This is a genomic window from Cellulomonas sp. ES6, assembly GCF_030053835.1.
Taxonomy (GTDB): Bacteria; Actinomycetota; Actinomycetes; order Actinomycetales; family Cellulomonadaceae; genus Cellulomonas.
Window position 1 is genome coordinate 3,045,353 of record NZ_CP125655.1, and the last position, 18,840, is coordinate 3,064,192.

The 18,840-nt window shown below is 76.7% G+C and carries 18 protein-coding genes; 10 read left to right on the forward strand and 8 right to left on the reverse strand.

What is annotated here, in order from left to right:
- The first annotated feature begins 89 nt into the window (after nucleotides 1-89).
- Together P9841_RS14160 and P9841_RS14165 are read left to right on the forward strand one after the other, a co-directional pair.
- On the forward strand, nucleotides 90-2,285 hold the full coding sequence (locus tag P9841_RS14160; RefSeq protein ID WP_283319288.1) for a SpoIIE family protein phosphatase: 2,196 nt from the start codon (nucleotides 90-92) through the stop codon (nucleotides 2,283-2,285).
- Nucleotides 2,282-2,425, forward strand: coding sequence for a hypothetical protein (locus P9841_RS14165; protein WP_283319289.1), 144 nt, complete (start codon nucleotides 2,282-2,284; stop codon nucleotides 2,423-2,425). The genes P9841_RS14160 and P9841_RS14165 overlap by 4 nt, the downstream gene beginning before the upstream one ends.
- A gap of 135 nt (nucleotides 2,426-2,560) precedes the next feature.
- Here P9841_RS14165 and P9841_RS14170 read toward each other — a convergent pair whose 3' ends face one another.
- The gene (locus P9841_RS14170) at nucleotides 2,561-2,923 is read right to left on the reverse strand and encodes an STAS domain-containing protein (RefSeq protein ID WP_283319290.1); all 363 of its coding nucleotides are present in this window, start codon (nucleotides 2,921-2,923) and stop codon (nucleotides 2,561-2,563) included.
- A 93-nt stretch (nucleotides 2,924-3,016) separates the two neighbouring features.
- Between P9841_RS14170 and P9841_RS14175 the strand changes: the two genes are divergently transcribed.
- The 8 genes from P9841_RS14175 (at nucleotide 3,017) to P9841_RS14210 (ending at nucleotide 11,482) form a co-directional block, all read left to right on the forward strand.
- Nucleotides 3,017-3,439 carry a DUF3151 domain-containing protein gene (locus P9841_RS14175; protein WP_283319291.1) on the forward strand — a complete coding sequence of 141 codons (423 nt, stop codon included), beginning with the start codon at nucleotides 3,017-3,019 and terminating at the stop codon, nucleotides 3,437-3,439.
- Nucleotides 3,440-3,706: 267 nt separating this feature from the next.
- Nucleotides 3,707-4,993 (forward strand): adenylosuccinate synthase, encoded by a 1,287-nt coding sequence (locus P9841_RS14180; protein WP_283321966.1) that lies wholly within the window; start codon nucleotides 3,707-3,709, stop codon nucleotides 4,991-4,993.
- Between the two features lie 61 nt (nucleotides 4,994-5,054).
- Nucleotides 5,055-6,317 (forward strand): phosphoribosylamine--glycine ligase, encoded by a 1,263-nt coding sequence (gene purD / locus P9841_RS14185; protein ID WP_283319292.1) that lies wholly within the window; start codon nucleotides 5,055-5,057, stop codon nucleotides 6,315-6,317.
- A 49-nt stretch (nucleotides 6,318-6,366) separates the two neighbouring features.
- Complete coding sequence (locus tag P9841_RS14190) at nucleotides 6,367-7,290, forward strand: phosphoribosylaminoimidazolesuccinocarboxamide synthase (protein ID WP_283319293.1); 924 nt, start codon at nucleotides 6,367-6,369, stop codon at nucleotides 7,288-7,290.
- A 107-nt stretch (nucleotides 7,291-7,397) separates the two neighbouring features.
- Nucleotides 7,398-8,474, forward strand: coding sequence for an iron-siderophore ABC transporter substrate-binding protein (locus tag P9841_RS14195; protein WP_283319294.1), 1,077 nt, complete (start codon nucleotides 7,398-7,400; stop codon nucleotides 8,472-8,474).
- 43 nt (nucleotides 8,475-8,517) lie between these two features.
- Complete coding sequence (locus P9841_RS14200) at nucleotides 8,518-9,567, forward strand: FecCD family ABC transporter permease (RefSeq protein WP_283319295.1); 1,050 nt, start codon at nucleotides 8,518-8,520, stop codon at nucleotides 9,565-9,567.
- On the forward strand, nucleotides 9,564-10,643 hold the full coding sequence (locus tag P9841_RS14205) for a FecCD family ABC transporter permease (protein ID WP_283319296.1): 1,080 nt from the start codon (nucleotides 9,564-9,566) through the stop codon (nucleotides 10,641-10,643). Before P9841_RS14200 ends, P9841_RS14205 begins: the two co-directional genes overlap by 4 nt.
- On the forward strand, nucleotides 10,640-11,482 hold the full coding sequence (locus P9841_RS14210; RefSeq protein ID WP_283319297.1) for an ABC transporter ATP-binding protein: 843 nt from the start codon (nucleotides 10,640-10,642) through the stop codon (nucleotides 11,480-11,482). The genes P9841_RS14205 and P9841_RS14210 overlap by 4 nt, the downstream gene beginning before the upstream one ends.
- 208 nt (nucleotides 11,483-11,690) lie before the next feature.
- Here the strand turns inward: P9841_RS14210 and P9841_RS14215 are convergent, their stop codons facing one another.
- From P9841_RS14215 to P9841_RS14245, 7 genes are all read right to left on the reverse strand, one after another.
- Nucleotides 11,691-12,617 carry an anti-sigma factor gene (locus P9841_RS14215; RefSeq protein WP_283319298.1) on the reverse strand — a complete coding sequence of 309 codons (927 nt, stop codon included), beginning with the start codon at nucleotides 12,615-12,617 and terminating at the stop codon, nucleotides 11,691-11,693.
- A complete protein-coding gene (gene sigK / locus P9841_RS14220) occupies nucleotides 12,614-13,189 on the reverse strand; it encodes an ECF RNA polymerase sigma factor SigK (protein WP_283319299.1) in 576 nt (191 codons plus the stop codon). Before sigK ends, P9841_RS14215 begins: the two co-directional genes overlap by 4 nt.
- A gap of 104 nt (nucleotides 13,190-13,293) precedes the next feature.
- The gene (locus P9841_RS14225) at nucleotides 13,294-14,604 is read right to left on the reverse strand and encodes a hypothetical protein (protein ID WP_283319300.1); all 1,311 of its coding nucleotides are present in this window, start codon (nucleotides 14,602-14,604) and stop codon (nucleotides 13,294-13,296) included.
- Nucleotides 14,605-14,694: 90 nt separating this feature from the next.
- Complete coding sequence (locus P9841_RS14230) at nucleotides 14,695-14,886, reverse strand: hypothetical protein (protein WP_283319301.1); 192 nt, start codon at nucleotides 14,884-14,886, stop codon at nucleotides 14,695-14,697.
- Between the two features lie 256 nt (nucleotides 14,887-15,142).
- Nucleotides 15,143-16,795: a dipeptide ABC transporter ATP-binding protein gene (locus P9841_RS14235; protein ID WP_283319302.1), complete on the reverse strand. Its 1,653-nt coding sequence runs from the start codon at nucleotides 16,793-16,795 to the stop codon at nucleotides 15,143-15,145.
- Entirely contained in the window at nucleotides 16,792-17,349 is a 558-nt protein-coding gene (locus tag P9841_RS14240; RefSeq protein ID WP_283319303.1) for a GbsR/MarR family transcriptional regulator, read from the reverse strand. The genes P9841_RS14235 and P9841_RS14240 overlap by 4 nt, the downstream gene beginning before the upstream one ends.
- Entirely contained in the window at nucleotides 17,346-18,794 is a 1,449-nt protein-coding gene (locus tag P9841_RS14245) for a serine hydrolase (RefSeq protein ID WP_283319304.1), read from the reverse strand. Before P9841_RS14245 ends, P9841_RS14240 begins: the two co-directional genes overlap by 4 nt.
- Nucleotides 18,795-18,840 lie beyond the last annotated feature (46 nt).

Here is an 18,840-nt window from a genome sequence, read left to right on the forward strand (position 1 = left end):
GATGGCGGTCGTCGGACCGTGCCGGTGTCGGCTCGTCCCGGTGGGTGGCTTCGCCGGAACCTGTCCGGAACGCTAGACGATCGGAGGCGGTGGTGGTCAACTCCGCGCCCGGGGACCGCGCCGAGGAGACCCAGGAGGCGCTCGGCAGGGCCATCGGCCAGGCCGTGGGGATGCCCGTCCTGGTCGCGGCCGCGGAGCCGCCGCTCTGGCCCGTCGTGTGGGTGAACCCGGCGTTCACGGAGCTGACCGGCCTGACGGCGGCTGACGTCGCCGGCCCCGCGGCGCAGCTCGTGTCGCTCGCGGCCGAGGACGCCGCCGGCCTGCGCCGGCTCCGGGAGGCGGTGCAGGCCTCGCGGTCGACGTCCGCCTTGCTGCGGCTCCGGCGCGCCGGCGGCGACTGGTTCTGGGCGCGGACCGTCGTCACCCCGGTGCTCGGCGCCGACGGGGAGCCGACGCACTGGGTGGCCGCGTTCGTCGACGTCACCGCCGAGGTCGACCGGGACGCCGCCGTCGCCGCCCAGGTCGAGGTGGTCCGGCAGGAGAGCGAGGACCTCGCGCTCATCGGCACGGTGTCGGACCTGGTCATGGACCTCGACGACCCGTACGGCCTGCGGGCCATCGCCGAGCTGCTGTCCTCCCGGGTGGTCGCGTGGGCGGGCTTCTACGTGGACGACGACGGCCTGCACGCGGCGGACGGCGTCGACACGACGCGGGTCCCGTGGGGGCAGCGCCGCCAGCCCGCCGGTGCGCCCGGACCGTTCGTGCCGCGCCGCGGGGACCGGTCGGACGTGCCGGACGCGGTGCAGCGGCTGCTGGACGGCGAGGGCGAGGGCGCCGTCGCGATCGACTTCGACGTCGCGGCCGACCACCCCCCGCGCACGGCGTCGGCGTGGCTCGCGGCCGACCTGCGGGCGCGCGTCCCCGGCGGCGCGGAGCTCGCGCACGTCGCGGTGCTGGCGCTGCCGGGCCGCAACCGGGTGCTCGGCCTGCTGGTGGCCGTCCCGCGCGAGGCGGCGCCGGGCCAGGACCGCGTGCCCGGGTCCGCCCTGGACGAGCGGACGCGCACCATCCTGTCGCTGACCGGCCGGCGGGTCGGCCTCGCGATGGAGAACGTCCGGCTGTACGCGCGCGAGCACCGGGTCGCCGAGACCCTCCAGCGCGCGATGCTCCCCGAGCAGGCGGAGGTCGACGGGCTCGACGTGTGGTCGTACTACGCGCCGAACGTCGTCTACGCGCAGGTCGGCGGCGACTGGTACGACGTCGTGCAGATCGCCCCGGACGTGGTGGGCGTCGTCATCGGGGACGTCGTGGGCCACGACGTCGAGGCGGCCGCCGCGATGGGCCAGCTCCGCTCCGTGGTCCGCGCGTACGCGTTCGAGGTGACGGAGCCGGGCCCCGTGCTGGAGCGCGTCGACACCCTGGTCGGCGGCATGCGGATCCCGCGGTCGGCCGGCCTGGTGCTCACCACGCTGACGCGCAGCGGCGGAGCGGACGGCGGCTGCCCCACGTGGTCCCTGGCGTACTCGCGCGCCGGGCACCTGCCGGCGCTGCTGGTGCGGGACCGCGAGGTGGTCCTGCTCGACGGCGCGGGCGGCCCGCTGATCGGGTTCGGCCACGGCCCCCGCAGCACCGCGCGGGCCGACCTGCTGCCCGGCGACGTCCTGGTCTTCTACACCGACGGCCTCATCGAGCGCCGGGACCGCGCCCTGCTCGACGGTCTCGCGGCGCTGCGCGCGGTCGCCGCGGGCGCCACCGCGGTCGACGCGGCCGGCATCGGCGAGGAGCTGCTCGCGCGGCTCGCGGACAGCCCCGAGGACGACGTCGCGGTCGTCGTCGTGCGGATCCCCGACCTCACCGACACGTCCGGTCACGGCGGCAACGTCCGCAGCCGGCGCTGGCAGCTCCCCAGCGAGCCCGCGTCGATCGCCCGGGCACGTCACGCCGTGCTGCGCACCAGCCACGCGTGGGAGCTCGGCGACGCGGCGAACGCCGAGCTCGTGGTGTCGGAGCTGGTCGCCAACGCCGTGCTGCACGGGTGGGGTCGCGTCACGCTCCGGCTGCACGACACCGGCGAGGGTCTGCGCATCGAGGTCGAGGACTCCAACCCCACGCCGCCGGTCGCCACCGAGGGCCACCCGGGGCGGATCGGCGGGTTCGGCATGCGGATCGTCGAGCGGCTGGCCGACTGGGGCTGGCGGCCGTCCGGCAGCGGCAAGGTGGTGTGGGCGCGGGTCCGGCCGTCCGGGCCCGCCGGCGCCGACGGCCCCGCGGGACCGGGGACATGACCGCGGTCGTGCTCCCGGCTGACGACGGCGACCTGACGGCACGCATCGACGACGCGATCGCGGACGCGGGACAGCCCGGGGCCGGCACGGAGGACTTCCGTCGGGCGGCTGCCGACGTCGTCACCGAGGCGGACTGGTGATCGAGCGCGGCGACGTCTGCTGGGTCGGCGAGCTGCGGGGCGGCGCGCCCGGGACGCGGAGCCCTGCCGTCGTCGTGCAGGCGGACGGAGTCGACCGCCCGGGTGTCCGGACCGTGCCGGCGGCCTGAGGCGCGGTCAGGCGGGCGAGGAGGCGTCCTCGGTCGCGGGGGACGTCTCGTCGCCCGCGCAGCGGTGGTCCGCGTCGATGCGGAACAGCTCGAGCGCCCCGCAGATCTCCAGCACGAACAGGTCCCGCGGGTCCGCGCCGCGCAGCACCGTGGCCCCGCCCCGCTTGCGGCTGGCGTCGGCCAACGAGATGAGGAACGCCGCGCCCGTCGAGTCCATGAACGTCACGCCGCACATGTCGATGACCAGCAGCTGGCGCCGCAGCCCCACCACGCGGGCCGCGATCTCCGGGAACTGGTCGCGCTCGGCGAGGTCGAGGTCGCCGGCGATGACGAGCGTGGTCGTCGCCGCCGAGGTGGCGATCTCGATCATGGGGGACCTCCGTGGGGCCTGCAGGGGCGGGACGACTGTAACCACCCGCGCCGCGGCACCGCATGCGGAGCGGGTGGCTGCGACACTGGGCCCATGACCGGTCCGAATCTCCTCGAGCCCGAGCCCACCCGCCTGCCCGAGGGAGCCGACGCCGACGCGCGCGCGGTGCTCGACCGGGGCGGCGACCCCCGCGACGCCGCCCGCGAGGTGCCGACGTCGTCGCTCGCCTGGGCGCTGCTCGCCGAGCGCGCGCTCGCCGACGAGGGCGACCCGGTCGCGGCGTACGCCTACGCGCGCACCGGCTACCACCGCGGGCTCGACGCCCTGCGCCGGGCCGGCTGGCGCGGGCGCGGGCCCGTCCCCGCCGACCACGAGCCGAACCAGGGGTTCCTGCGCGCGCTCCTCGCGCTCGCGGAGGCCGCCGACGCCATCGACGAGGAGGACGAGGCCGACCGCTGCGCCCAGTTCCTCGTCGACTCCGGCACCTCCCCGGAGGAGATCAGCGCCCTCCGCTGACCCCTCCCTCCCTCTCCTCTCCCTCCCTCCCCTCGGAGGCTCCCAACGCGCTCGGAGGGTGGCACGCGGGATCGTGGTGGTCCGCGGAGCACCACGATCACGCGTGGGAGGCTCCGACGGGCCAGGGGGGTGGGCTCCCGCGGGAGAAGGGCGGCTCCGGTAGCCTTTTGGAGGTACTGGGTCGCCTGCCGCCCGGTGCCTGGAGCTCCCCGGACGTCGAGACCGCCGGGAGACGCCGCCGCCGGGCAGGGTGGGAGTGTGATCGACATGCCGGCCGTCGTGGTGCTCGGGACCCAGTGGGGCGACGAGGGCAAGGGCAAGGCGACCGACCAGCTCGGCTCGCGGATCGACTACGTCGTGAAGTTCAACGGCGGCAACAACGCCGGGCACACGGTCGTCGTCGGCGGCGAGAAGTACGCCCTGCACCTGCTGCCGTCCGGCATCCTGTCGCCCGGCGTCGTCCCGGTCATCGGCAACGGCGTCGTCATCGACCTCGAGGTGCTGTTCTCGGAGATCGACGCGCTCGAGGCCCGGGGCGTGTCCGCGGAGCGGCTGCTCGTGTCGTCCGCCGCGCACGTCATCGCCCCGTACCACCGCACCATCGACAAGGTCACCGAGCGGTTCCTCGGCAAGCGGAAGATCGGCACCACCGGCCGCGGCATCGGCCCGGCGTACGCCGACAAGATCAACCGCGTCGGCATCCGCATCCAGGACCTGTTCGACGAGAAGATCCTGCGGCAGAAGGTCGAGGGCGCGCTCGACCAGAAGAACCACCTGCTCGTGAAGGTCTACAACCGCCGGGCCATCACGGTCGACGAGACCGTCGAGGACCTGCTGCGCTTCGCCGAGCGGCTCCACCCGTACGTCGCGGACACCCCGCTGGTGCTGAACCAGGCGCTGGACGCGGGGAAGACCCTCGTGTTCGAGGCCGGCCAGGCCACCATGCTCGACGTCGACCACGGCACGTACCCGTTCGTCACGTCGTCGTCCGCGACGGCCGGCGGCGCGTGCACCGGCTCGGGCATCGGCCCGACGCGCATCGACCGGGTCGTCGGCGTCGCGAAGGCGTACACCACCCGCGTCGGCGAGGGCCCGTACCCCACGGAGCTGTTCGACGAGGACGGCGAGTGGCTGCGCCGCACCGGCGGGGAGTACGGCACCACGACGGGCCGCCCGCGCCGCACCGGCTGGTACGACGCGGTCGTCGCGCGGTACTCCTCGCGCATCAACGGCCTGACGGATCTCGTGGTGACGAAGCTCGACGTGCTCACCGGCCGGGACACGATCCCGGTGGCGGTGGCGTACGACGTGGACGGCCGCCGGTTCGACGAGATGCCGGACGACCAGAGCGACTACCACCACGCGACGCCGGTCTACGAGTACCTGGACGGCTGGACCGAGGACATCACGGGCGCCCGCGAGCTCGACGACCTGCCGAAGGCCGCGCAGCGCTACCTGGCGCGCCTCGAGGAGATCTCGGGCTGCCGGATCTCCGCGGTGGGCGTCGGCCCGGGCCGCGAGGCGACCGTCAGCATCCACGACCTGCTGGGCTGACCTCGTCCCAGCGCGCGGTCCGTCCACCCGGCCGCGCGCGGGGGCTCGGTAGGGTCGGCCCGTGAAGATCCTCGTCGTCGGGACCGGCGCCCGCGAGCACGCCCTCGCCCTCGCCCTGTCCCAGGACCCGGCCGTCACCGAGCTGCACGCCGCCCCGGGCAACCCGGGCATCGGCGCCCTCGCCGCGCTGCACGCCGTCGACCCGCTGGACGGGGACGCCGTGGCGGCGCTCGCGACGTCGCTCGGCGCGGACCTCGTCGTCGTGGGGCCGGAGGCGCCGCTGGTGGCGGGGGTGGCCGACGCCGTGCGCGCCGCCGGGGTGCCGGTCTTCGGCCCGAGCGCCGAGGCGGCGCGCCTGGAGGGGTCGAAGGCCTTCGCCAAGGAGGTCATGGCCGCCGCCGGCGTGCCGACCGCGGACCCGGTGGTCGTCACGGACCCGGAGCGCGCGGCGGCGGCGCTCGACACGTTCGGCGCCCCGTACGTCGTGAAGGACGACGGGCTCGCGGCCGGCAAGGGCGTCGTCGTCACCGAGGACCGCGCGGCGGCGCTGGCGCACGCGCTCGCGTGCCTCGCGAAGCCCGGCGGACGCGTCGTCGTCGAGGACTACCTGGACGGCCCCGAGGTGTCGCTGTTCGTGCTGTCCGACGGCGCGCACGTGGTGCCGCTGGTGCCGGCGCAGGACTTCAAGCGCGTCGGCGACGCGGACACCGGCCCGAACACCGGCGGCATGGGCGCGTACTCGCCGCTGCCGTGGGCGCCCGCGGGCCTGGTCGAGGAGGTCGTGGCGCAGGTCGCCCAGCCGACGGTCGACGAGATGGCCCGGCGCGGCACCCCGTTCGCGGGGGTCCTGTACTGCGGGCTCGCGCTGACGAGCCGCGGCACCCGGGTGGTCGAGTTCAACGCGCGCTTCGGCGACCCGGAGACGCAGGTCGTCCTCGCGCGCCTCGCGACCCCGCTCGCGGGCGTGCTGCTCGCGGCCGCGACGGGCCGGCTCGCGGAGCTGCCGCCGCTGGAGTGGCGCGACGACGCCGCGGTGACGGTGGTCGTCGCCTCGTCCGGCTACCCGGAGGCCCCGCGCACGGGCGACGTCGTCGAGGGGCTCGCCGACGCCGCCGCGCTGCCGGGTGTGGACGTGCTGCACGCCGGCACCGCGGCCGGCGCGGACGGCGCGGTGCTGTCCGCCGGGGGCCGGGTGCTCTCCGTCGTCGGCACGGGGCCGGACCTCGCGGCGGCCCGGGAGGCGGCCTACGCGGGCGTCGGCCGCATCCGCCTGGACGGCTCCCACCACCGCACCGACATCGCGCGGGCGGCCGCCGGGGCCTGAGCCCGGACGCCCGCCGCGCGACCCCGACGGGCTGCGGCAGGATGGACGCATGACCGCTCCCACGCTCCCCGGCTGGACGCACACGTACTCCGGCAAGGTCCGCGACCTGTACGTCCCCGACACCACGCAGGGCGCCGGGGCGGACGTCGCGGAGCGGCACGGCGACGTCGTGCTGGTCGTCGCGAGCGACCGGGTGAGCGCCTACGACCACGTGCTCGAGCCGGGCATCCCCGGCAAGGGCGTCGTGCTCACGCAGCTCAGCCTGTGGTGGTTCGAGCAGCTCGCCGACCTGGTGCCGAACCACGTGGTCACGGCCGACGCCCCCGACGTGCCGGAGCCGGTGCTCGGGCGGGCGATGCTGTGCCGCCGGCTCGACATGGTGCCGGTCGAGTGCGTGGCGCGCGGCTACCTCACGGGCTCGGGCCTCGCGGAGTACCGCGTGTCGGGGTCGGTGACGGGCATCGCGCTGCCGGCGGGGCTGGTGGACGGCTCGCGGCTCGCGGCGCCGGTGTTCACGCCCGCGACGAAGGCCGAGCTCGGGGAGCACGACGAGAACGTCACGCTGGACCAGGTGGCCGCGACCGTCGGGCGGGAGCTCGCCGAGCGGCTGCGCGACCTCACGCTCGCGGTCTACGCGCGGGCGGAGGGGATCGCGCGCGAGCGCGGCGTCATCCTGGCGGACACCAAGCTGGAGTTCGGCCGGGACCTCGTGACGGGGGAGCTCACGCTCGGCGACGAGGTGCTGACGCCCGACTCGTCGCGGTTCTGGCCGGCGGACGCGTGGGAGCCGGGGCGCGCGCAGCCGAGCTTCGACAAGCAGTACGTGCGCGACTGGCTGACGTCGCCGGGGTCGGGGTGGGACCGCGCGTCGGACGCCCCGCCGCCCCCGCTGCCGGCGGACGTGGTGGCACGCACCCGGGACCGGTACCTGGAGGCGTACGAGCGTCTCACCGGTCGGGCCCTCGCGCTCTGAGCCCCCGTCCGGACGGCGCCCGAAGGTAGGTTAGGCTCGCCTCATCGTCGCGGCGCCGACGACGCCGCAGCGGCGGCGCGGGCGCCCCTCCCCGATCGGAGCCCCTCGTGCACGCTCGCACGTCCCGCCCGCGCCCGGCCGCCCGCCGCGGCCTGACCGCCGTCGCCGTGCTCGGTGCCGCCGCGCTCGCCCTGACCGCCTGCTCCGGCGACGACGGCGGGTCCGCCGACGACTCCGGCACGCCCGGCGACACCGCCGCGGCCGAGGGCGCGTTCCCGGTCACCATCGAGTCGTCGCTCGGCGAGGCCACGATCCCCGAGCGCCCCGAGCGCGTCGTCGCCCTCGGCTGGGGCGCCGCCGACATCGCGTTCTCGCTCGGCACCACCCCCGTCGGCATCGAGTCCGACGACTGGGCCGGCGACGAGGACGGGTACCAGCCGTGGTTCCGCGAGGCGGTCGAGGACGCCGGCGAGGAGCTGCCCGAGACCATCACGATGTACCCGGAGCTCGACGTCGAGGCCGTCATCGCGCTCGAGCCCGACCTGATCCTCGCGACGCAGTCCGGCATCGACCAGGCCACGTTCGACCAGCTCTCCGACTTCGCGCCCGTGGTGGCCTACCCGGGCGACGCGTGGGCGACCTCCGTCGAGGACCAGATCACGATCGCGGCGCAGGCGCTGGGCGTCCCGGAGCGGGGCGACGAGCTGGTGGACGGCATCCAGGCCGCCTACGACGAGGTCGCGCAGGCGCACCCCGAGTGGGCCGACGTCACCTACGCGTACGTCTACGGCGGCGACCAGGCCGGCTCGCTCGGGGTGTACATGCCCGGCGACACCCGCGTCGCGCTGCTGTCGAGCCTCGGCCTGCAGCTCGCGCCGTCCGCCGCCTCGCTGGAGCCGGACCCCGGCTCGTTCTACGCGACGCTCGGCCTGGAGAACGCGGACCGGCTCGACGACGTGGACGTGCTGTTCACCTGGTTCAACGACGAGGACGAGCAGGCCGCCACCGAGGCGCAGCCGCTGTGGCAGCAGATGCCGGCGTTCGCGTCCGGTGCGTACCTGCCGATGATCGACCGGCAGCTCGGCATGGCGGTCACCGTCGCCGACCCGCTGAGCGTGCCGTACGCCCTCGACGCGTACGTCCCGCAGATCGAGGAGGTCGTCGCGAAGGTGACCGGGAGCTGACCAGCCGCCGACCCGGCCCGGACGAGCACCCCGGCGCCCGCGCGTGACCGCCGACGTCACCGCCCCGCGAGCCCCGCGCAGCACCGCGCGGGGCTCGCGGTCGCGTACGTGGGCGCTCGCCGCCGGGCTGCTCGTCGCCGCCGGCCTGCTGGTGCTCGCGTGCGGGCTGAGCGTCGCCGTCGGGTCCAAGCAGGTGCCGCTCGGCGACGTGTGGTCGGCGTGGCTCCACCCGGACGACGGGTACACCTCGGCGGTCGTGCAGTCGCGGCTGTCCCGCACGGCGCTCGGGCTGCTCGCCGGCGCGGCGCTCGCGGTGTCCGGCGCCGTGATCCAGGGCCTGACCCGCAACCCGCTCGGCGACCCGGGCCTGCTCGGCGTGAACGCCGGGGCGTCCGCCTCCGTGGTCGTCGTGACGGCGCTCGCAGGCGGGACCGCCGGGCGCTCGGTGTGGGCGGCGCTGCCCGGCGCCGTGCTGGCCACGGTCGCGGTGTACGTCATCGGGTCCGGAGGGCCGGGCGGCCGGGCGACGCCGGTGCGGCTCGTGCTCGCCGGGTCGGCCGTCGGTGCCGTGCTGCTCGCGCTGGTGCAGGCGATCACGCTGGCCGACACCGACGTGTTCACGACCTACCGGTTCTGGGTCATCGGCTCGCTGGCCGGGCGGCCCGACGGCACGGTCGGGCTGGTGCTGCCGTACGTCGTCGCCGGGCTGGTGCTGGCGCTGCTGCTCGCGCGGCCGCTCAACGCCCTGGCGCTGGGGGACGAGACGGCGACGGCGCTCGGGCTCAGCGCCGGGCGGACGCGCCTGCTCGCGGGAGCCGCCGCCACGGTGCTCGCGGCCGCGTCGGTGGCCGCGGTCGGGCCGGTGGCGTTCGTCGGGCTCGCGGTGCCGTTGACCGTGCGGACGTTCACCGGCGCCGACCACCGGTGGCTGCTGCCGTACGCGGCCCTGCTCGGCCCGGTGCTGCTGCTCGGGGCGGACGTCGTGGGCCGGGTCGTGGCGCGGCCGGGGGAGCTGATGGTCGGGGTGGTGACCGCGTTCCTGGGGGCGCCGTTCCTCGTGGCGGCCGTGCGGCGGGGGAGGGTCGGGCTGTGACCGGGCCCGGGACCGCGGGAGCGCCGGCGGCGCCCACCGCCCCGGCCCGCGCCGGGGCGGCCGCGGGCCGGCGCGGACCGGTCGTGCGGGTGAACCGTCGCGCGGTCCTCGTGTGCGCGGTCGCGCTGCTCGCCGTCCTCGTGCTCGCGGTGGTCACGGTCTGGCTGGGCGAGCTCGGGATCAGCCCCGCCGAGCTCCCCGCCGTGCTCGCCGGTCAGGGGTCGCGCGCGCAGGAGTGGGTGCTGTGGTCCAACCGCGCGCCGCGGCTCGGGGTCGCCGTGGGCGCCGGGGCCGCGTTCGGCGTGGCGGGCTCCGTGTTCCAGAGCGTCACGCGCAACCCGCTCGGCAGCCCCGACGTGATCGGCCTCGGCTCCGGTGCGGCGGCCGGCGCGGCCGCGGCGACGCTCGTCTGGCCCGGGGTGCTGCCGGGCCCGGTGGGTGCCCTGCTGGGCGCCGGGCTGGCCGTCGGGGCGGTGCTGCTCGGCGCCGGGCGCGGGGTGCGGGCGCCGCTGCGGATGGTCGTCGTGGGCATCGCCGTCGGCGCGATGAGCCTGGCGTTCGTGCAGCTCGCCCTGGCCCGGGCCACGGCCGAGGAGGCGCAGACCGTCGCGGCGTGGCTGAACGGCAGCCTGCTGTCCCGGCGGGCCGAGCACGTCGCGACCATCGGCATCGCGCTCGCGGTGCTGCTGCCGTGCGCGCTCGCGCTGACCCGCCGGCTGCAGCTCGTCGAGATGGGGGACGACGCCGCCACCGCCCTCGGCGTCGACCCCGGCCGGACCCGTGGCCTCGCGATCGCGGTGGGCGTCGCGCTGACCGCCGCCGCCGTCAGCGTCTGCGGACCCGTGTCGTTCATCGCGCTCACCGCCCCGCAGATCGCCCGGCGGCTCACCCGCTCCACCGGGCCCGGCATGGTCGCGGCCGCGTGCACGGGCGCCGCGCTGCTCGTCGCCGCCGACCTGCTCGCGCAGCACGCGCCGTGGGGCGTGCAGTACCCGGTCGGCGTGCTCACCGCGCTGCTCGGCGGCTCGTACCTGGCGTACCTGCTGGTGCGCGAGTGGAGGAAGGGAACCGCATGACCGGCACACCCGCACCGGCGTCGACGCCGGCGCCGCCGCTCGCGACGGACGCCGTGACGCTCGCCTACGACCGGCTGGTGGTCGCGCGCGACCTCACCGTCGCCGTGCCCGCCGGGTCGTTCACCGTGATCATCGGGCCGAACGGCTGCGGCAAGTCCACCCTGCTGCGGGCGCTCGCCCGCACGCTGCGACCCCGCGCGGGCCGGGTGCTGCTGGACGGCGCGCCGATGGGCTCGCTGCGCAGCCGCGCGATCGCCCGCCGGCTCGCGCTGCTGCCGCAGGGACCCATCGCGCCCGAGGGCATCACCGTCGGCGACCTCGTCGCCCGCGGCCGCTACCCGCACCAGGGTCTGCTGCGCCAGTGGTCCGCCGACGACGCCCGCGCGGTCGAGGCCGCGATGGCCGCCACGGAGGTCACGGAGCTGCGGGACCGCGACGTCGCGGACCTGTCCGGCGGGCAGCGCCAGCGCGCCTGGCTGGCGATGGCCCTCGCGCAGGAGACGGACCTGCTGCTGCTCGACGAGCCGACGACGTTCCTCGACATCGCCCACCAGTACGAGGTCATGGACCTCTGCGCCCGGCTGCACGAGGAGGGGCGCACGCTCGTCGCCGTGCTGCACGACCTCAACCAGGCGGCCCGGTACGGCACGCACGTGATCGCGATGCAGGACGGTCGCGTGGTGGCGCAGGGCGCTCCCGGCGAGGTCATCACGGCCGGGCTGGTGCGGGACGTGTTCGGGCTGGCCGCGCGCGTGGTGCCCGACCCGGAGACCGGCACGCCGATGGTCGTCCCGCGCCGCCGGGACGCCCACGTGCGGCACAGCACCGACCGCCCCTGACGCCCGCCCCACCCGCACCCGCCCGCGCCCCGCGCCTGCGCCCGTCCCGCGTCCGCTGCTCATCGACATTGCCGTAGGTGCGGGGTTCGCAGGCGGGAACCCCGCACCTACTGCAACGTCGACGCGGTCGGTCGGGTCGAGCGTGGGCGCGGTCGGGCGGGCGGGCGTGAGCAGGTCAGGTGCGAGCGGTCCGGGCGGGCTGGTCGGGTCAGGTGGCGGCGAGGACCACGACCGGTTCCGACGTCGGGGCCTGCGAACCGCCGGACGGCTCGACCGTCAGCGCGAGGGCGTCGCCCGGTCGCCACGCGTCCGTGCTGACCTGGAACGTGCCGCCGGGTGCGGCGGACGTGGCGTCGGGCAGCGGCTCGCCGTCGCGCATCACCCACAGCTGGTAGACGCGCCCGTCGCCCGGCTGGTCGACACCCGTCGCGGTGAGCAGCGCGCCGTCCGCGGTGAGGACCGCCACCGCCGTGCCGCCCGTGGTCAGCTCGGCGCCGGCCACCTGGGCCCCGGGGACGGCGAGGGCCGCCGCGATCCTGTCGGCGCGGGCCTGCGCCTCCGCCGCCCGCTGCGACTCGCGCCAGGCGATCGTGCTCGGGACGGCGACGAGCGCCAGGACGGCGAGCGCCGTCACGAGGGTGCGCCAGCGGCGCCGGGTGGCGGGTCGTGCCGGGGAGCCGGGGCGTCCGGTCCGGGCCGGGGGCCGGGTGGAGCCGCCGGGGTGGGCGGGCGGTGCGGCAGCGGCGTGCGGGCCGGGACCGGCCGGCGGGGTGACGCGGTGCGCGGAGCCGGGGTGCCCGCGCCCCGGGCGGTCGGCGTCCCCGGCGGCGGTCCCGTCCGCCGGCGCCCCGTCGGCCCCGTCCGCGGCGTCGTCCTGCGGGGTCGCCGCCGCGCGCGCGAGGGTCGCGGCCCGGACCGCGTCGGGCGGCGGCGTGGCGACCGCGCCGCCGAGGCGGGCCGCGGTCTCCCGGAGCGAGCGGCCCTCGCGGGCGGCGTCGGGGTCGCGGGCCATGAGGTCCTCGACGGCGGCCCGCTCCGCGTCGGTGACGGCGTCCAGCGCCCAGGCGCCGAGCAGCTCGCGGGAGGCGGCGTCGTCGGGGCGGCGGTCGCCGGGCCGCGGCGGAGGCGTGCTCATGCGGCCACCCCCAGGCAGTCGCGCAGCCGCACGAGTCCGTCGCGGATCCGGGACTTCACCGTGGGCAGCGGGGCGTCCAGGTGCTCGGCGACCTCGCGGTACGTGCGGCCGTCGTAGTACGCCAGGACGACGGCCTCGCGCTGCGTGTCGGTCAGGCCGCCGAGGCAGTGCCGGACGCGCTGCGCCTCGAGGCGCTCCTCGGCCTGCTCGGCGACGACGTCGAACGCGGTGGGCCGGTCGGCGTCGAGGGCGGCCTGGTCGCGGTCGCGCTGCGCCTGGACGGACCGCACGCGGTCCACCGACCGTCGGTGCGCCATCGTGGTCGCCCAGGCGCGCGCCGACCCTCGGCGGGCGTCCCACCGGGCGGCGGTGCGCCAGATCTCCACCATGACCTCCTGGGTGACCTCGGCCGCGTGGTCCGGGTCCCGGAGCACGGCGAGCGCCGTGCCGTGCACGGCGGGGGACAGCATGTCGTAGAGCGACGCGAACGCGTCGAGGTCGCCCTCGGCCACGCGCGCGAGCGCCTGGTCGGCGGCTGCGCGCGCGGTGGCGCGGGAGTCGGGGCTGGGCACGCGCGCCAGTGTGCCGTACGCGCGTGGGTGCGGCCCGGTGGGCGTGCCGCCGGCCCCGGCGGGGATCGGGACCGGCGGCACGGTTCTCGGGACGCCCGGGCGCGTCAGGCGACGAGGGCCGCGGCGAGGGAGTCGATCGCCCCGGCGAGCGTCGACACGTGCATGCCGAGACCGGCCGCCACGTCGTCGGCGGGCAGCTCGCCGCCGCTGACCTCCTCGAAGAACGCCCCGGCCTGCGGGCGGTAGCCGTCGAGGTCGGCGAGGGCCTGCTGGCGGCCGTCCTCGTCACCGGTCGCGTCGGCGACCGCGTAGTCGACGAAGAACCCGATGTGCTCGCGCCACAGGTCCAGGAACTCCGCGCCCTTCTCGTCGCCCGCGAGGGACGCGACGGCGTCCGACAGCGCGACCGAGTTGGCGTCGAGGGTCGCCGCCGCGCTGGTGAACGCGTCGGACTCCACGCCGCCCTCGGCGGTGTACGCGGTGAAGACCGCGAACGACGCGAGGTAGACGTGCTCCTGCAGCAGCGCCGTCAGGGTCGAGCGCAGCGTCGAGGCGTCGTCCATGGCGTCCCCGGGCAGGCCGGCGCCGGCGGCGAGGCCGGTCGCGATGGTCGCGGCACCCTCGCCGACGTGCTGGGCGGCCGCGCGCAGCGCGTCGGACGCGCCCGGGTCACCGGCGGCCATCGCGTCGATCGCGGCGGTCAGCGTCGTGACGTGCATCGCGAGCGACTCCGCGACCGCGTCGGCCGGCAGGTTGCCGGCGCTGATCTGCTCGAAGAACGCGCCGGCCTCGGTGGTGTACCCGTCGAGCTCCGCGCGCGCGGCGTCGGCAGCGGCCTGGTCGCCGCCCTGCACGGCCACCGCGTAGTCGACGAAGTACCCGATGTGGGTCTCCCAGAGCTGCTGGAACGCGTCGCCCTGCTCCTCGCCGGCGAGCGAGCCGATCGCGTCCGCCAGGTCCTGGGTGTTGCCGTCGAGCGCGGTCTTCGCGGCGGCGAACTCGTCGGAGTCGGCGCCGGCGGTGTAGGCGGTCGCGACGCCGATGCCGGTCAGGTAGACGTGCTCCTGGAGCATCGCCGTGAGGCCCGCGCGCAGGGCGGCGGCCTCGGAGTCGACCTCGCCGGCGGTGCCGGTCGCGGCGGCGAGGCCGGTCGCGAGGGTGAGGCCCGTCTCGGGCATGTGCGCCGCGGCGGTGCGGGCGTCGGCGAACGGGTCACCCGTGCTGACGGGCATCACCTCGTCCATGCCGTCCGTCCCGGACATGCCGTCGTGGTCCATCCCGTCGGTGCTGGACGAGGCGGCGGGCATCGACCCGGTGTCGCTCTCGCCCCCGTCGCTGCACGCGGCGAGCGTGAGGCTCAGCGCGAGTCCGGCGGACAGGACGGAGACGGCGTAGGTGCTGCGGGTGCGTCGCATGGTGACTCCTCGGTCGCGGGTGCTGTCGAGGAGGGTTCGGAGCCGAGCGGCCCGCGGATGGGTCGCCCGCTCGCCGGGCCGCGCGGCGGGTCAGGCGGCGCCGTGGTGCGCGAGGGCCAGCAGGGCGTCCTCGGGGCGGGTGGCGTGCTCGGGGGCGGGGCCGCCGGTGAAGCAGCGGCAGGCGCCGTCGCGGTGCACGAGGTTGGCGTGCGGGCGCGCGACGCAGGGCGCGGGCCGGCCGGCGGGGTCGAGCGCCCCGGGGTTCTCGAGGACGAGGGTCATGCGGGTACTACCTCCGTGCGGTGGACCGCGGGCGGTCCGTGACGGCGCGGGGGAGATCCGCGCCGTGGTCGCCGGGCCGCCTGGGGCGTCCCGGTGGTGATGTGTCCATCGGACAGTCGCACAGGTTCCTGCGAAGTCAGGCACCCCGGTGCGCCCACGGACGGGTGAAACCGTTCCCAGGTGGTCGGGATCACGTCGCCCGGGCGCGGACGCGGGCCCTCGGTCCCGGGAGCGGGGCCCGGGCGGCCCGCGCGCGTCAGCCCGCGAGCCGTGCCGCCCGCCGCTCCGCCTGCGCGGCCGGGTCGGGCACCGGGGCCGCCGCGAGCAGCCGGCGCGTGTAGTCGTCCTGCGGCGCGCCGAGCACCGTGCTGCGCTCGCCGACCTCCACGAGCCGGCCGCGGTGCATGACGGCGACGCGGTCGGCGAGCTCGTCCACGACGGCCAGGTCGTGGCTGATGAACAGGCACGCGAACCGCAGCCGCTGCTGGATCGACCGGAACAGCTCCAGCACCGTGGCCTGCACGGAGACGTCCAGGGCCGAGGTCGGCTCGTCGGCGATGAGCAGCTCCGGGTCGAGCGAGACGGCGCGCGCGATGGACACCCGCTGCCGCTGGCCGCCGGACAGCTCGTGCGGGTACCGGGACGCCCAGGCGGCGGGCAGCTCGACGCTCTCGAGCAGCTCGGCGACGCGTGCGTCGAGGGCCGGCCCCCGCAGCCCCGCGTGCACGCGCAGCGGCTCCGCGACGGACTCCCCGACGGTGTACCGGGGGTTGAGCGACGCGGCCGGGTTCTGGAACACGACGCCGATGCGGGTGCGCGCGGCCCGCACGGCGCGCGGGGTGTCCGTCCCGAGGCGGGTGCCGACCACCTCGACCGTCCCGGAGGTGAGCGGCGCCAGGCCGAGCGCGCACCGGCCGAGCGTGGACTTGCCGGAGCCGGACTCCCCGACCAGCGCCACCATCTCCCCGGGCTGCACCCGCAGCGTCACGTCGTCGACGGCCCGCACGACGCGCCCGCGGCGGTTGCGGTACTCCACGACGAGCCGCTCGACGTTGAGGGCCGGGCGCTCGCGGTCGTCGGCGGCGCTGTCCCGGGCGGGCGCGCCGATGCGCGGCACCGCGGCCAGCAGCGTGCGGGTGTACGCGGCGGCGGGCGCGGCGAACAGCGCGGCGACCTCGGCCGTCTCGACCACCTCGCCGTCGCGCATGACGACGACCCGGTCGGCCAGGTCGGCCACCACGCCCATGTCGTGCGTGATGAGGACGATCGCGGCGGACGTGCGCTCCCGCAGCCGGCGCAGCACGTCCAGCACCTCCTGCTGCACGGTGACGTCCAGCGCGGTGGTCGGCTCGTCGGCGACGAGGATCTCCGGGTCGCAGGCCAGGGCCATCGCGATCATCACGCGCTGCGCCTGCCCGCCCGAGAGCTGGTGCGGGTAGAACCGCAGCCGCTCCTCGGGGTCGGGCAGCTCGACCATGCGCAGCAGCTCGACCGCGCGGGCGGTGCGCTGCGCGCGCGTCAGGCCGGGGACGTGCCGGCGCAGCATCTCGCGGAGCTGGTAGCCGACCGTGAACACCGGGTCCAGCGCGTTGCCCGGGTCCTGGAAGATCATCGCGATCCGCCGGCCACGCACCTCGGACAGCGCGCGGCGGTCGAGGCCCACGAGCTCCTGGTCGCCCAGGCGGGCGCTGCCGCTGACGCGGGCGGTGCCGGGCAGCAGGCCGAGCAGCGCGAGGGACGACACGGACTTGCCGGAGCCGGACTCGCCGACCACCGCGAGGACCTCGCCCGGCAGCAGGTCGTACGACACGCCGCGCACCGCGTGGACGTCCGGGGAGCGCCCGCCGTCGACGCGGAACGTCACGGTCAGGTCGCGCACCCGCAGCACGGGCTCGGTGGTGGCGCTCACGGTGCTCCTGGGGTCTCGGGAGGGGTGGGGGCGGGAGGGGCGGCGGCGGTGTCGGCGGCGGCCAGGGCGTCGCGGTGGGCCTCCCAGTCCGCGAGCATCTGGCGGTGGTAGCCGGCGAGCCACTCGAAGTAGTTGCGGGCGTTGAGCAGGCGCCGTCGCGGGCCGGGGTCGGTCTCCGAGACGGCCATCAGCCCGGAGTCGATGACCCGCTGGAGCCGCGGCAGGTACGTGCGCTCGCTCGCGAGCCACGAGCCCCAGATGTCGTCCTCGGCGCGGAAGTAGTGGTTCCGGTCGCCGGGGATGGAGTGCCGCAGGATGAAGCCGATCTCGACGAGGTGCCGCGTGGCGGTCGACACGGCGCCGGCCGACGCCTGCAGCAGCGTGGCGATCTGCTGGGACGACAGGTAGGGCCGGTCGATGATCATGAGCAGGCCGACGACGCGGCCCTCCATGCGCGAGCTGTTCGCGTTGTCCCACGTGGAGGCGAACTGCTCGATCCACTCGAGGGCGTCGTCGTCGAGGGTGGGCTCGGCGGGGTCCGGGGCGGTCGTCATGCGCTCACCGTAGGGGCGGGCAGGGCGCCGGCACGCCGGACCGTCATCGCGGTCCGGCGTGCCCGGAACTCGGCCAGCGGCCACGAGGTCATCGCCGCGCGGACGCTGGTCACGGTGCCGTCGGCGTCGCGCTCGTAGGTGAGCCGCTCGCCGACGGTGCCGAACCCGGGGCCGCGGTGGATCTGCAGCGCGTCCGGCCCGGCGACGGTGAGCTCCTCGTAGGCGGCGACCGGGTCCGGGGCGGAGGGCCGCAGCAGCACCAGCCGGTCCCCGAGCTCGGCGACGTCCATGACGCCCCACAGGTTCGCGAACCGGCCGGTGTAGTCGGCGAGCGGGCGTGCGCCCGCCGCGGCCTCCACGCCCGGCCCGGGCGCCTCGGGCGCCTTCAGGGCCAGGTCGACCAGCTTGATCAGCCCGACGGCGATCGGGTCGGCGGGGCCGTCCACCGCGTTGGTGAGCACGCTGACGACGAGGCCGTCCTCCGGGTCGACGTAGGTGCGCGTGATGTGCCCGGGGTAGCCGCCGGAGTGCCCGACCACCTCCCGGTCGCCGATGGTGTGCCGGTCCATGCCGACGCCGTACCGGCCGACCTCGGTGCCGTAGGCGGTGACGACCGACTCGAGCCGCTGCATGAGGCGCTTGGACGCGTCGGTGAGCAGCCGCTCGTCGCCGAGCACGTGCGCGGAGCCGTAGGCGGACAGCTCGGCCGCGGTCGAGTAGAAGCCGGTCGCCGCCGCCATCGCGCGGGTGTCGACGTGCTCGATGCGCTCGCGGCGGTCGTCGGCGTCCAGCAGCCCGGTGTGCCCGGCGGCGTACTCGGACGCGCGCGCGGGGTCGTACTCGGCGCCGGTGCGCGTGAGCCCGAGCGGCTCGACGACGGCGCGGTGCAGGTGCTGCGCGTAGGGCAGCCCCGTGACCTCCTCGATGACGAGGCCGAGCAGCGAGTAGCCGACGTTCGAGTACTTGAAGTGCTCGTTCGGGCCGTACACCTCGCCGTGCGCGAGGACGTCGGCCAGCAGCGCCTCCCGGTCGGGGAACGGCCCGTCGAGCTGCCAGAAGTCCGCGCGGTCGCCGTCGCGGACCACCCCCGCCTGGTGCCCGAGCACCTCGCGGAGCGTCCGCGACGCCAGCGGCGAGGTGGCGAGCTCCGGGACGTACGTGCCGAGCGTGTCGTCCAGCCGCAGCCGGCCCTGCTCCACGAGCTGCAGCACGGCCGTCGCGGTGAACGTCTTGGAGTGCGACGCGATCCGGAACAGGTGCCCGGTGGTGAGCGGCTCCCCGGTCGTCACGTCGGCCACGCCCCACGCCGCGTCCAGCAGCAGCTCGCCGTCCACCCGCACGGCCACCTGGACGCCGGTCGCGCGGCGGTACGCGGCCTGCTGCTCCACCCACGACCACAGGTAGGGGGCGGCGGATCGGACGGTCTGGGCGGTGCGGTCGGACATCGGGTGGTGCCTCTCGGTCGGCGGGCCCGCGGTCGGCGGGCCGGGT